Genomic DNA, 13,629 nt, shown 5'->3' on the forward strand with positions numbered 1-13,629 from the left:
GCAAGAAATACGATAAGGAGGCTATGAATGTCTGAAAATAAAGTTTGTCTATTAATGGTCTTTACAGCCCTTTTCTGGTCGGGTGCATTTATAACAGGGAAAATCGCAGTACTGCAATTTCCGCCCTTTGCCCTGACCTTTTTCCGTTTCTTGCTGGCATTGCCGTTTATATTCTTTTTGTTATATAGTAGGGAGAGGGAGAAATGGTTACCAAAAAGAAATCAGTGGCTGCCTCTTACTATATTAGGGATTATAGGTACTTTTTTTTATCATGTCTTATTTTTTAGTGCATTACAATACACTACAGCAATTAATTCTTCCTTGATTGGTGCAACCAATCCCGTATTGACAACTCTTATGGCGGTTTTATTCTTCAAAGAACATATGACACCAAAACGTTTAATTGGTATTATCTTTTCTTTTTCAGGTGTCTTTTTGATTGTAACGAATGCAGATTGGCTGCTGATTTCTACGTTTAATTTTAATCTTGGGGATATGCTCATGTTTAGCGCTGTTTTTAGTTGGGCATTGTATGCTCTTTTAAGCCGTTCTTATATGCAGAAGTATTGTTTATCACCATTAATGGTGACAGCCTATACATTTTTAGTTTGCGTAGTCATATCCATACCCTTTGTAATAGCAGAAAATCCTGCATCTTATTTATCTAAAACCAGTGTAGCTGGCTGGTTATCAATTGCATATATGAGTATATTTGCGTCTGTATTAGGATATTTAATTCAATTGTTTGCCATTGAAAAGATTGGTGCATCTCGGGCTGCAGTATTTGTTAATTTGGTACCTATTTTCACAATTGTTCAATCTGTTTTCATCTTAGGAGAATCCTTTACATTATTTAAGTGTATAGGAGCCTTGGGAATTGTTACAGGCGTGTACCTAGCGACAAGATCTAATTGAAGTTAAATAAAGATATCAAATTCTAAGAAAATAAAAAAGTCCCTGTCATAGACAGGGACTCTGACATCCTAGCGGTTCTGGCTAAAGCAATCTCTGCAATAAACAGGACGATCACCACTTGGACGGAAAGGAACTTGTGTTTGAACGCCACATGCTGCACAAGTTGCATCATGCATTTCACGTTGTTGGAAGCTGCTGTTGCGACCGCCACCGTTACCGTTTCTTTGTTTGTGAGCTGCTCTGCATGAAGGGCAACGTCCTGGCTCATTAGTAAAGCCTTTTTCAGCAAAGAAATCTTGTTCTGAAGCTGAGAATACGAATTGGTCTGCGCAATCGCGGCAAGTTAAAGTTTTGTCTTGGTTCATGTGTTGTATAGCCTCCTAAAATCTGTTACTAAAATAGGTAATGAGAATATTCATTGTTTCTTGTTAAAGTTACGTTAACAAGAAACATGAGAAATTCAATCGATCTATTTAAGTGCTTCTAAATCATACGCTGAATTGATATAAAAGTAAAGAGGATTTTTACTAAATTTTAAAAAAATTTATAAAAATTATAAAAATAGTCTCTATTTAACAATTAATTGGTGAATTTGCTCATAAATAAAAGAGAAAAACAGTATTGTTTAACTCTCTTTCCCAGAAAAAATGTTTATATTTTAGCAGATAAATTATATAATGAGCAGGTAGGAACTTGTCTCTTTTAGGTAAATGACAAAGAGAATGCAAGTAAAATGGAGGAACGAAATATGGAGTTTTTTGAATGGGATGAAGGCTTTTCAACAAAAATTCAAAGATTTGATGATGATCATAAAAAATTATTGACATTATTCAATAATGTATATCACCGTGTGTTTGAATGTACAAGCCTGGAAGAAGAAAGAGAATTAACGCAGCATACCTTAGTTGAATTATTAGACTATGTGAAGTATCATTTTTCCGCAGAAGAAGAATTGATGATACAGCTTGACTATCCTCAATATTTAGAGCATAAAAAAGAGCATGGATCTTATATAGCCGAAGTGAATAATTTCTTAGATCAGCATAAACAAGGGACGGCTGCATTGTCCTTTCCAACCTTTATGTTTCTTAAAGAATGGATTACTAAGCATATTTTAGTACGTGATAAGGAGTATGGACAATTTTTTAATGATAAGGGAATCAGATAATAATCATTCACTCTAACTTTTATAGCAATTTTGATAAATCGTTAGGGCTTTTCCCACTCTGAATTGTAAATTTTAGTGTAAGTCACAAGGGATCTGGGTAGTGCTGCCGTAAGTATGAAGATAAGAAGTCGTGGGATGGTTAGTAGTATGATCAAATATAATAGTAGCCCGATGAAGAAATTGTTTATTTAAAACATAGCGAAGGTCATAAATTGTAACTGAGATGGAATGAGTATTTTTCTGTTCTGCAAAATAAATAAAAGGCGTAAAGGTAGCAAAAAAGTTTCCGATTAGTGTTTTTTTTGCTTGTAAAGTAAGATTCGAAAGGTTCTTTTGTTTTGCTAAATCTGCATGAAGTTTTAATTCCGGGGAAATGGTTCCTAATTGTCCGACCAAGTACGCATTTTTTGTTTCTAAAACAAAATCCCAGAACAATATGCGCTTTAGTGATGGCATGACAGTGATTTGCAAAATTTCTCGTTGAGAAAATAATCGATGAAGCTGTTTTGTTGCTTTTTTGCGCAAGACCATTCTAAACAAGATATATGCTGTAAGAATTACAAATGTAAAGCACGATAATGTGAACATTGTAAAATCAAAAGCGTATACACTAAGTAATAGCACGAATAGTATAGGATCAAATACATTTAAAAGGTGTAAGCTTTTGCGTTCTTTTTGAATTGGCCATAAGATAGCAGCGCCATGGGTATTGAAATAATCCATAATGATATGAGATAAACTACCAGAGAAGGCCCATCCAAATAGGGAAAGGAAATTAGCTTGTGGCATAATCATAGATAAAACTGTACTGATCAGGAACGACCATAGAACTAAGCCCGGGATGGAATGAGAAAAAGAACGATGTTGCCTAAGATAAGAGAATTTTCCTTTTATTTGTGCAATGATATCAAAATCCGGCGCTTGCGCGCCAAGAATGGCAGCTAGATAAATCGGATCATAAATGGACAAAGGATGACCAGATAATCCTGCAATCGCGATGCCAACAAGTGCATGAGAGAAAGAATCCATAATGAATGTGCCTCCAGCTTTCTATTTTGTTTACATAACATTATAACACAGAACTACAGGTGCACTTCCATAGTAAGTTTTGCCTTTCGATATACACTTATCTCAAGATATGAAATAAAAAAGTGGTGACCTCATAGTAGAGACCACCACTTTTTACTATACTAAATTTTAAAAAAACGTGCCAAGTTTTTCAGCTCATTTTTTCTTCAATTTTAGCTGCGCTAATTTTCTTGTCCAAGAATAAAATATAGTATAAATAAACACCTAATAATGCAGGAAGGCCTGTATATAAAACAATTCGTTGGGATTCATCAAAATACAAGCTGCATATGACTCCAAGGTTCAAGACTAAAGCTAATATTGGGACCAGAGGATAAAAGGGAGTCCGAAATTTTAGCTGCTCTATTTTGCCGCCTAGACGGAAAAATTCTCTGCGGAAGTTGAGCTGACACCAGGCAATAATAACCCATATCAGGCAGCCAGTCAGTCCTGTACTGGACATAAGCCACAGGTACACGGTATCAGCAGCATATTCACTGGTGAGTAAAGACATACACGCCAAGATAACAGTAATATAAACTCCATTGACAGGAACACCGCGAGAATTTAATGTACCTAAACATTTTGGCGCTAAGCCTTCTTTAGACATAGACCAGAGAAGACGAGAACAGGCATATAAGGCTGAATTGCCTGCAGATAAAGCTGATGTCATAACAACGAAACTCATAATATCCTTAGCTAAAGGAAAACCTAAGATGCCGAATACATGAGCAAAAGGACTTTCTAAAACACTTGCTTCTTGCCAAGGGATAATACCTGCCAGTACGATCATTGCCAACACATAGAAAAAAATAATCCGAAAGGTAATACCTTTAATAACACGGGGGACATTTTTACTGGCATCTTGGCATTCGCCGGCTGCGATACCGACAAGTTCAGCACCTTGAAAGGAGTAGACTACAGCAATCATAGTTAAAAATACAGCTTGAAATCCATTAGGAAATAAACCCGATTCTGTATTAAAGTTGGATAATCCAACAATAGGAACGGAATGACTGGAAAAACCAAAGAGCAAACCTGCACCTGCGACAATAAATGCTAAAATTGCAGTTACCTTTATACTCGCAAACCAAAATTCAGCTTCGCCATAAGCCTTTACAGAAATGACGTTTAGTAAAGCAAGCATAATAGCAAAAAAACCGCACCATATCCAAATCGCAATTTGCGGAAACCAATTGTGCATGATAATACCTGCAGCAGTAAAGTCGGCAGCAATACAAATGGCCCAATTCAGCCAATACAGCCAGCCGGTAGTGAAGCCAGCACCAGGAGAAATAAAACGTGAAGCATAGCTTTGGAAGGAACCAGAAACAGGCATGGCTGAAGTGAGTTCTCCTAGGCACAATAATACCAGATACATGATAAAGCCGCCGGTTAAATACGCAAGAACGGCACCTAAAGGACCTGCCTGATTGAGGGTTACGCCTGAGCCTAGAAAAAGTCCGGTACCAATGGTACCACCAATGGATATCATCATGAGATGCCGTGAGTTCATGCCGCGTTTGAGCCCTTCTTTTTCAGGACATAAATCTTTAAGATTCACTGTAGAATTTGACATATTTGACCTCCTATCGAATTAAAACAAAAATGGTTGTGATCAATCTCACAACCAAAAAATTTACTCCAAGGAATAAACTAACGCTTGCGTGAGATAGCACTTCATCTGAAAAATTAGATGACAGTCTTGTATTTATTTAATACAAGCCCAACAACAAGAAATGGCATTTTTTGTTGTTTCGGCAACTATTCCTTTCTATATAGTTCATTGCTGCCAGCTCACTATATATACTGATAATATTTGCGCCTCTATAATCACAACATATTTAATTTCTTGCTTATTTTAATCAATATCAGATTAGTTGTCAATCACTAGATTCGTATTAGAAACCTTTACTATAGGAAAGTAACAAGTCTCTACAAAAGGAAATAAAAAAATGTATGTCAAAGTCATTGTGTGGAGGAGTGAATTATGAACAATACATATGGACGGATGGATGCTGAATTTGCTCAATCCTTAGTTGATATCGTTGCTGCTGAATTAAATAAAAATGTAAATATCCTTGATGATCAGGGTGTAATTATTGCTTCTTTTAGTAGAGAACGGATTGGGCAAATACATGAATCAGGGGCTAGAATGCTTGGAACTGGAGTTGTAAAAGAATTTTATGTCACAAAAGAAGAGGAATGCTATCTAAAGGGGATACGACAAGGTTATAATGTACCCATCATGTTTGATAATCGGTGTATAGGAGTAATTGGTATTACAGGGGATCAAAAAACAGCAGAACCTTATGCCCGATTAGCAGCACGCTTTGTAGAGGCAAATGTGCAGTCGAATGCTCAGCAGGAAAAGTTAGTAGGAGCATTACAAGAAAAAGAAGAATTACGTTCTGTATTCTTAAATAAAATTATCACGGTACAAGAAGAAGAACGTAAAAGAATTTCCCGCGAGCTGCATGATGAAACAAGCCAATCTCTTACCTCGATCATTGTAGGTTTGCGTATGCTGGCTGAGCAGGTACAAGACAGTGAAGATAAGGAAAAAATATTAAAAATGCGTGACCTTGCTGTTACAACTCTAGAAGCGGTTCATCATATTGCAGTTGAACTGCGTCCTGTATTATTAGATGATTTAGGACTGGTTGCCGCAGCTAAAAAGTATATAGAAAATTACGCTAAGCAATATGAAATTTCTTTACATAGTGATTTTAGTAATTTGTCCAGAGAGCGATTTTCTCCAGAAGTTGAGATTACGTTATACCGAATTCTGCAAGAGGCCTTAACGAATATTGTGAAACATGCGCAGGCATCGGAAGTTTGGGTATCATTAAACAAAAGACAGGACAAACTTATGTTAATGATCCAGGACAATGGTGTAGGTTTTGATACAAAAATGGTTAAAAATACTCATACCCGTACCTGTTTAGGAATCTACGGCATAGGTGAACGGGTAGCCTTAGTGGAAGGTACCTTTACGATTACATCTGTTATTGGTGAAGGAACTAAACTTTCTGTGGAAATTCCTTTGGGAGAAAAAAATTGAAAAAACGCTAATTTGACTCATTATAAGTAAATATTGTCTGCTGAATGAGGGAATGCTTGTATATTGTAGAAAGATCAAGTACAATGTAGGTAATGGGTTGTGAGCGGGTATTTTCATTTATGAACATTTGGATGAAGTCAGCCATTTTATCTTGGTGGGGTGACTTACGGAACGTCTATTGGTGAAAACAAAGTTAAATATACAAACTCAAATAATGGAGGTATTTTTTTTTGGAAAAACAAAATAAGCTCGCTATTATTCCACTGGGTGGATTGGGCGAAATAGGGAAAAACATGACGGTCATTCAATATGAGGATGATATTGTCATACTAGATTCTGGGTTGGCATTTCCAGAAGATGATATGTTAGGGATTGATTTAGTGATACCTGATATATCCTATCTTCTTGAAAACCAGGATAAGATAAGGGCAGTTGTCATTACTCATGGTCATGAAGATCACATTGGATCTTTATCTTATTTACTCAAGCAGATTGACGTACCTGTTTATGGTACGCGTCTTGCAATGGGACTGGCTGAGTGCCGCTTGAAGGAAAATAATGTGGCAAATTATAAATTGATTTCCATAAAGCCAGGAGATCAGATAACATTTGGCAAAATTCAAGTGGGATTTATGCGGGTGAGTCATTCTATTCCTGATTCTGTAGGGATGTATTTTAAAACTCCAGTTGGCACGATTGTTCATACTGGCGATTTTAAAATTGATTACACACCAGTTGATGGTAAGGTAATGGATCTTCATAAGTTTGCTGAACTGGGCGATGAAGGCGTAATGGTTTTAATGTCCGACAGTACGAATGCGGAAAGACCTGGTTTTACGAAGTCAGAGCGTCAGGTGGGTCTTGCCCTTGATGAAGCTTTTAATGCAGCAAAAGGACGAATTCTTCTGGCAACCTTTGCATCTAATGTGCTAAGGGTGCAGCAAGCGATTACTTCTGCTTGTAAATATGGTCGAAAAGTCGCAATCATTGGACGAAGTATGATCAATGTGGTAAATATTGCTACAGAGCTTGGATACTTAACAGTTCCTGAAGGTGTGTTAATTGATATTGATGAAATTAAAAATTATCCAGGAAATCAAATTTTAATTTTATCAACAGGAAGCCAAGGAGAGCCCATGTCAGCTTTGACACGTATGGCAATGAATGATCATAGAAAAGTTGAAATATACCCTAGTGATACCGTTATTATTTCTGCTTCACCGATTCCAGGAAATGAAAAATCAGTATCAAAGACTATTGATGCTCTACTGCGCTTAGGAGCGGAAGTTATTCACGAACGTTCTGCAGGTATTCATGTTTCTGGACATGCCAGTCAAGAAGAATTGAAATTGATGCTGACTTTGGTGCGGCCTCAATATTTCATTCCAGTGCATGGAGAGTATCGAATGTTGATGAGCCATGGAAAGCTTGCTCAAGACTTGGGCGTTGCCAAAGAGAATATTTTTATTGGCAGTAATGGACAGGTCTTTGAGTTTAGTAAAGATGCCGGCACTATAACAGGAAAATTGGCTGGCAAGGTAACTTCAGGAAAAGTATTTGTTGATGGTTTAGGTGTAGGTGATGTGGGTAACATTGTTATGAGAGATCGAAGTAAATTATCTCAGGACGGTGTACTTATCGTTGTCATAACCATGGACAAAGAAAGTGGTTGTGTTGTGGCTGGACCGGATCTCGTTTCTCGGGGATTTGTTTATGTTCGAGAGTCAGGACAATTAATGGTTGAAGCCAAACAAAAAGTCAAACAGGTTTTGGCTAATTGCGAAGCGAATAAAGTGATAGAATGGGCATCGATAAAAGGCAGTGTGCGGGATGCTTTAAGTAAGTTTGTATATGAGAAGACTCGCCGCAGCCCCATGATTTTACCCATTATTATGGAAGTATAACCAAAAGTGTCATTGTAGTTACTAATAAAGAAGGAAGCCTAAAGCAGGCTTCCTTCTTTATTAGTAAAAATGCTTCATCGATAAAAATGTTTATATTATTTTTATTGATGAACATCATATTTTAAAAAGAAAAAATTAGGCATATCAAGGTAACATAATTTACTTATGTTACCTTGATATGCCTAATTTTGATATATTACGTCATTTTTCATGTTTTTTCCTTCTTTTACGACTTTATTTTTTTTGTAATATGAAATATTTTTTATTATTCTTAGAAAATAGTTAAAATTGCTTTTAAATAAGTGAGAATTATACTAAATCTATCTTCTGAAAATACAAAGCTAATGTAACATAAGTAAATTGTGTTACATTAGCCTTGTATTTTTAGGAGGTCTGCATGCCCAATAACGCTACTATTCTTCCAAAGTCTGAGGCAATAGCCTGTCTATTTCAATTGATAGTCAATTATAATCTCTCAACCGCCAAACATTCTTGTAGAGTTAAGAAACTTGCAGTTGGATTTGCAGTAAGGCTTGGTCTTTCATTTCAGATCATCCAACTAATGTCAGCGGCGGCTTTACTTCATGACATCGGAAAGATAATAATTCCTAAAAAAATTTTAAATAAACCAGAAAAACTAACAAAACATGAATTTGAGATTATAAAGCAGCATCCTGAAAATGGATATCATCTACTGAAAAAGATAGATCCCTTGCACAAATTAGAAAATTTAGCAGAAGCTATTCTTTTTCATCATGAAAGATATGATGGTACTGGATATCCCCGCGGAAAGGCAGGTGATGAAATACCTTTGGTAGCAAGAATATTATCTATTGCAGATGTGTATGAGGCCATTACCTCAAATCGAGTCTATCATAAAGCAATGACTCAAAAGGAAGCAAAAAAAATTATCGATGAAGGAAAGGATAAGCATTTTGATCCTTATTTAGTAGATGTTTTTTTGCGGATAAGGAATTGAAAATAGTGGCGAACCAAAATAAATTTGAGAAGGAGCAAGGAAGTTGGAAATTTTTGATAATATGAAAGTCGTGTTTAAATTAGGTGTTTTAATTATTATATCTTTATTATCTTTAGGCGTTAGTGGTTATACAGGATATTATTTCCTTCAGGAATCTAATATTGATATGAATAGTATGTATAAGGAGCGATTGATTCCAGTTAAGATATTAAATGAGACTCGTGCAGAAGTCCGAAAAGGTGATGCTGCAACTTTGGAATTGATGCTGGCAACGAATGACAATAAGAATCAGGAATTAAGAAAAATTTTGGTTGAGGTAACAGAAAAGACAAATACAAATCTTGCAGAAATTGAAAAAGCGAATTTGGATGTAAAAAGTAGTGAGCTGTTAAATCAAATAAAAACGACTATGCAAAAATACCGTGAAGCCAGAAAACAAACATCTGAATTGTCTATGCAAAATAAAAATGCGGAAGCCTATGTCTTATATGTTACGAGTGTAGATCCGCTAGCAAATGAACTTTTACAACAATTATACAACCTTTCTGATTATTATAGTAGTTTGTCAGAACAAATGAATAATGAAAATCAGCTATCTTTCAAAAAGGCGACTCAGATTACGATTGCTATTATGGTGTTATCACTCATCATATTGGGCGTAAGCGGATTATATATTACAAGAATTATAACGAAGCCTTTAAATGAGATGGTATTAATTTGCGGAGAATTAGCAGCTGGTGATTTTCGCGATAAACCTCGCACCTTTGTGAGAGAAGATGAAATTGGACAACTATCAGATGCTTTGTTTAAAATCCAGGGTAGTCTTCGTTCTCTTATGAAGCAGGTCAATGTATCTGTGGAGCAAGTGGCAGCTTCCTCAGAAGAATTGACAGCTAGCGCGGATCAATCTGCTCAAGCGTCAAATCAGATTGCCGGATCGATTACGGATGTGGCACAAGGAATGGAAGAACAGATGGCTGCTGCCGATGATACATCTGCTGTAATGCAGCAGATGTCTGCCAGCGTTCAGCAAATTGCTGCGAATGCGAATGAAGTATCGGAGCAATCAGCGATGGCAGCTGATAAGGCAAATGAAGGCAATATATCGGTGGATAAAGCGGTAAAGCAAATGGTATACATAGAAAAAACAGTTAGTACTTCTGCAGAAGTCGTAGCGAAACTTGGTGAGCGGTCAATTGAAATAGGACAAATCGTAGATACGATTTCCGGTATTGCCGGTCAAACCAATTTGCTGGCTCTAAATGCTGCTATTGAAGCTGCCCGGGCGGGAGAACAAGGGCGAGGTTTTGCTGTTGTAGCAGAGGAAGTACGAAAGTTAGCTGAACAATCCCAGGATGCGGCTAAACAAATAGCTACCCTTATTAGCGAGATTCAAGGGGATACGAATAAGGCGGTAGTTGCCATGGGGGAAGGCACTAGAGAAGTAAAATTAGGAACAGAAATTGTTAATACTTCTGGCCTGGCTTTCCAAGAAATTGCGAAGTTGGTTACTCATGTGTCTTCTCAGATTAAAGAGATCTCTTCGGCGATTGAGCAGATGGCCATTGGCAGTCAGCAAATTGTAAGCTCTGTGAAACGTATGGATGATTTGAGTAAGAAAGCATCGGGAGAAGCCCAGGCAGTATCAGCTGCAACAGAGGAACAAGCAGCATCTATGGAAGAAATCGCATCCTCTAGTCAGGCGTTGGCTAAATTAGCAATGGATTTGCAGGGAGAAGTTAACAAGTTCCAAATATAATAAGATAAACAAAAGGAGTATAGCAAAAGCTATACTCCTTTTGTTTATCTTATTACTTTTGATGACCTGCTTTGTAGGATCTGTCTAGGACTTGAATGACATGAAGAGCATCTTGATTCATGTTGTTTTGGAATAAACCATCTGTCAAATGCATTCGGCAAGTTCCACAACTGGTTACTACGGTATCAGCATTAGTAGATGCAATGTCCGCAATTTTCTTATCATTAATCTTACGGGAAAGTTCGTAGTTACCCAAGCTAAAGGAACCTCCTGAACCGCAGCAGCGATCAGGTGCTTTCATTTCGACAAAGTGTAAGCCAGGGATCGATTTTAGAACTTCCCGAGGCTGCTTCGTGACTTTAATGCCTCGTGCCATGTGGCATGGATCATGCATTGTCACAGTAGCATTTACCGGACCTAGCTTTGTTTTATCAATTTTTACAACATCAATGAGAAACTCACTAATTTCATAGGTTTTCTTAGCAAGTTTTTCCGTCATAGCACTCATTTTTGGATCATCGTGAAAAAGATGAGGAAATTCAATGCGGAAAGCTTCTGTACAGGAACCGCAAGCGGAAACAATGTAATCAAAGTTATAGCTGTCAAAGGTTTCGATATTGTGTTTGGCTAGTATTTTAGCAGAATCTACGTCGCCTGACATATACACTGGTGTGCCGCAGCAATGCTGCATACTAGGCATGGTTACTTCTATATTATTTTCTTTTAAAACATTGATGACGGATTGTCCAACATCAGTATAGATATAGTTGATTGTACAGCCAGTAAAAAATCCAACTCGCATTGTAGGTCGGTCAACTTTGATTACTTCAGGATATTGGCTTCTAAGGGGAGTGGAGGCAAAAGGAGCTGTTACCCTTTTATAGTCCATTCCTGGCATTGGAAAACGAGCTAAGGCTGCCATTTTACCAGGGATTTTCTTAAAAGATAATGGACCAAAGATACCTGCCATTCGTAGAGAAAAGTCAAATAGATGTCTATTTTTTAAGAGGGCAAAAACTTTTTTCTTAATAGGGTGCAAACCACGTGCTTTTACAGCAGCTTGGCGTCCGCGTAAGATTAATTCATCAGCTGGTACGCCACAAGGACATTTGGCAGTACAAGCTTTGCACGAAACGCATTTGGACATGGCGGCATCAAAGGCAGCAGAAAGGGGAATTGAGCCTTTAAGGACTCCTTCCATTAATGATAATTTACCACGTGCTACCGCAGCTTCCTTACCAACTTCTTTATATACAGGGCAGACTTCCATGCAATTGCCGCATTTCATACAATTGGCAAGAGCATCTTGAAGGTCTGATAATAAAGCTTTATCTTGTTCATTTATATCCTTAGCTGTTATTTTTTCAGTCATATTAACACTCTCCCACTAATTTTCCTGGGTTTAAAATCAAGTTAGGATCAAGTGCGCGCTTGATTGATCTCATCGCATTCATGGTTACTAGACCATGTTGCTGTTCCATCCATGGTAGTTTGCCGAGACCAATGCCATGTTCGCCACTTAATGTACCGCCTAGAGCAATTGCCGCTTTAAACATTTCATCCATAGCTTGGTAAACTCGTTCCATTTCTTCTGGAATACGAATGTCACACACAATTGTAGGATGCATATTGCCATCGCCAGCATGACCGAAGGTACCGATTGTCACATTATGTTTTTTGGCAATGCTGCTTACTTCACGAAGGAAATCAGGTACTTTATTACGAGGTACGGTTGCATCTTCTACATAGGTGGTAGGACGAAGTTTAGCCAAAGCTGGCAAAGCAGCACGACGAGCAGCCCATAACTTATCGCGTTCAGCATCATCTTTAGCGATTTGTACCAAATCAGCATGATTTGCTTTAAGAGCTTCCATAACTTTTTCAGCTTCTTTTTCTACAACAATGGGGTTGCCATCGACTTCAATTAAAAGTACTGCTTCTGCATCTAGTGGCAGACCTACTTTAGCATAATCTTCTACGGTACGAATTGTAGCGTTATCCATAATTTCTAGAGTGGCAGGGATGATTTTTGCTGCAATAATAGCGGAAACTGCTTTGCCAGCATTATCAAGATCTTTAAAGATTGCCATCATAGCTTTTTTGGCTTCAGGTGCAGGGACCAGTTTGGAAATAATTTTAGTGATGACACATAAGGTGCCTTCTGATCCAGTAAAGAGTTTGGTCATATCATAACCAGAAACATCTTTAACATTTTTTCCGCCTGTATTCATAATATCCCCGTTTGCTAAGACAACTTCTAAACCCATAACATAATGTTTAGAAACGCCGTATTTTAGGCCACGCAAACCGCCTGCATTTTCTGCTACCGTGCCGCCTAAGGTTGCAGTTGCCACAGTACCAGGATCAGGAGGATAAATAAGACCTAATGAAGCTATTTCTTTATTTAAGTCGGCCACAATAACACCGGGTTCTGCTACAGCTACTAGGTTTTCTAAATCAACTTCTAAAATTTTATTTAGGCGAGTCATTAATAATACAATGCCGCCTTTTGTAGGAACACAGCCTGCGCTAAGGTTAGTGCCTGATCCTCTGGTATATACTGGAATGTGATTTTCGTTAGCCAGTTTTAAAATTTTAGAAGTTTCTGCAGTATTAGCTGGTGATACAACTGCATCTGGCATGTGAGCATGGCCAGGTGTTGCATCATAGGAGTAACAGTATAAGTCCTCGGCGCTTGTCAATACATTTTCTTCTCCAACAATCTCTTTCAACGCATTGATGTGGTGTTTTTCCATTTTCAATAACCCCTTT

The 13,629-nt window shown here is 37.5% G+C and carries 11 protein-coding genes and 1 riboswitch; of the genes, 6 read left to right on the forward strand and 5 right to left on the reverse strand.

Translation table 11 applies throughout. The features are described 5' to 3' along the window. Positions 1-27 precede the first annotated feature (27 nt). Positions 28-915 carry a DMT family transporter gene (locus FR7_RS09235; protein WP_007936326.1) on the forward strand — a complete coding sequence of 296 codons (888 nt, stop codon included), beginning with the start codon at positions 28-30 and terminating at the stop codon, positions 913-915. A 68-nt stretch (positions 916-983) separates the two neighbouring features. Here FR7_RS09235 and FR7_RS09240 read toward each other — a convergent pair whose 3' ends face one another. After that, the gene (locus FR7_RS09240) at positions 984-1,280 is read right to left on the reverse strand and encodes a zinc-ribbon domain containing protein (protein ID WP_007936327.1); all 297 of its coding nucleotides are present in this window, start codon (positions 1,278-1,280) and stop codon (positions 984-986) included. 383 nt (positions 1,281-1,663) lie between these two features. Between FR7_RS09240 and FR7_RS09245 the strand changes: the two genes are divergently transcribed. After that, a complete protein-coding gene (locus tag FR7_RS09245) occupies positions 1,664-2,083 on the forward strand; it encodes a bacteriohemerythrin (protein WP_007936329.1) in 420 nt (139 codons plus the stop codon). Between the two features lie 72 nt (positions 2,084-2,155). Here the strand turns inward: FR7_RS09245 and FR7_RS09250 are convergent, their stop codons facing one another. Continuing rightward, a complete protein-coding gene (locus FR7_RS09250; RefSeq protein ID WP_007936336.1) occupies positions 2,156-3,112 on the reverse strand; it encodes a metal-dependent hydrolase in 957 nt (318 codons plus the stop codon). 190 nt (positions 3,113-3,302) lie between these two features. Beyond that, the gene (locus FR7_RS09255) at positions 3,303-4,730 is read right to left on the reverse strand and encodes an amino acid permease (RefSeq protein ID WP_007936338.1); all 1,428 of its coding nucleotides are present in this window, start codon (positions 4,728-4,730) and stop codon (positions 3,303-3,305) included. Between the two features lie 86 nt (positions 4,731-4,816). Beyond that, positions 4,817-4,989: riboswitch (Lysine riboswitch) on the reverse strand. Between the two features lie 152 nt (positions 4,990-5,141). Between FR7_RS09255 and FR7_RS09260 the strand changes: the two genes are divergently transcribed. The 4 genes from FR7_RS09260 (at position 5,142) to FR7_RS09275 (ending at position 10,857) form a co-directional block, all read left to right on the forward strand. After that, positions 5,142-6,215 (forward strand): sugar diacid recognition domain-containing protein, encoded by a 1,074-nt coding sequence (locus FR7_RS09260; RefSeq protein WP_007936340.1) that lies wholly within the window; start codon positions 5,142-5,144, stop codon positions 6,213-6,215. Positions 6,216-6,445: 230 nt separating this feature from the next. Then, entirely contained in the window at positions 6,446-8,119 is a 1,674-nt protein-coding gene (locus FR7_RS09265) for a ribonuclease J (RefSeq protein WP_007936343.1), read from the forward strand. 397 nt (positions 8,120-8,516) lie between these two features. Then, positions 8,517-9,098: an HD-GYP domain-containing protein gene (locus FR7_RS09270; RefSeq protein WP_007936344.1), complete on the forward strand. Its 582-nt coding sequence runs from the start codon at positions 8,517-8,519 to the stop codon at positions 9,096-9,098. A gap of 43 nt (positions 9,099-9,141) precedes the next feature. After that, a complete protein-coding gene (locus tag FR7_RS09275) occupies positions 9,142-10,857 on the forward strand; it encodes a methyl-accepting chemotaxis protein (protein ID WP_007936345.1) in 1,716 nt (571 codons plus the stop codon). A 52-nt stretch (positions 10,858-10,909) separates the two neighbouring features. Here FR7_RS09275 and FR7_RS09280 read toward each other — a convergent pair whose 3' ends face one another. Further along, the gene (locus FR7_RS09280) at positions 10,910-12,229 is read right to left on the reverse strand and encodes a (Fe-S)-binding protein (protein ID WP_007936347.1); all 1,320 of its coding nucleotides are present in this window, start codon (positions 12,227-12,229) and stop codon (positions 10,910-10,912) included. Position 12,230: 1 nt separating this feature from the next. Continuing rightward, positions 12,231-13,613 carry an FAD-binding oxidoreductase gene (locus FR7_RS09285; protein ID WP_007936349.1) on the reverse strand — a complete coding sequence of 461 codons (1,383 nt, stop codon included), beginning with the start codon at positions 13,611-13,613 and terminating at the stop codon, positions 12,231-12,233. Positions 13,614-13,629: the final 16 nt, after the last annotated feature.

The sequence above is a fragment of the Pelosinus fermentans DSM 17108 genome (assembly GCF_000271485.2).
Lineage (GTDB): Bacteria > Bacillota > Negativicutes > DSM-13327 > DSM-13327 > Pelosinus > Pelosinus fermentans.

Bases quoted from the DNA above. Each gene is read 5' to 3' on its own strand.
- FR7_RS09235 (WP_007936326.1), top strand. From the start codon at position 28: ATGTCTGAAAATAAAGTTTGTCTATTAATGGTCTTTACAGCCCTTTTC.
- FR7_RS09240 (WP_007936327.1), bottom strand. From the start codon at position 1,280: ATGAACCAAGACAAAACTTTAACTTGCCGCGATTGCGCAGACCAATTC.
- FR7_RS09245 (WP_007936329.1), top strand. From the start codon at position 1,664: ATGGAGTTTTTTGAATGGGATGAAGGCTTTTCAACAAAAATTCAAAGA.
- FR7_RS09250 (WP_007936336.1), bottom strand. From the start codon at position 3,112: ATGGATTCTTTCTCTCATGCACTTGTTGGCATCGCGATTGCAGGATTA.
- FR7_RS09255 (WP_007936338.1), bottom strand. From the start codon at position 4,730: ATGTCAAATTCTACAGTGAATCTTAAAGATTTATGTCCTGAAAAAGAA.
- FR7_RS09260 (WP_007936340.1), top strand. From the start codon at position 5,142: ATGAACAATACATATGGACGGATGGATGCTGAATTTGCTCAATCCTTA.
- FR7_RS09270 (WP_007936344.1), top strand. From the start codon at position 8,517: ATGCCCAATAACGCTACTATTCTTCCAAAGTCTGAGGCAATAGCCTGT.
- FR7_RS09280 (WP_007936347.1), bottom strand. From the start codon at position 12,229: ATGACTGAAAAAATAACAGCTAAGGATATAAATGAACAAGATAAAGCT.
- FR7_RS09285 (WP_007936349.1), bottom strand. From the start codon at position 13,613: ATGGAAAAACACCACATCAATGCGTTGAAAGAGATTGTTGGAGAAGAA.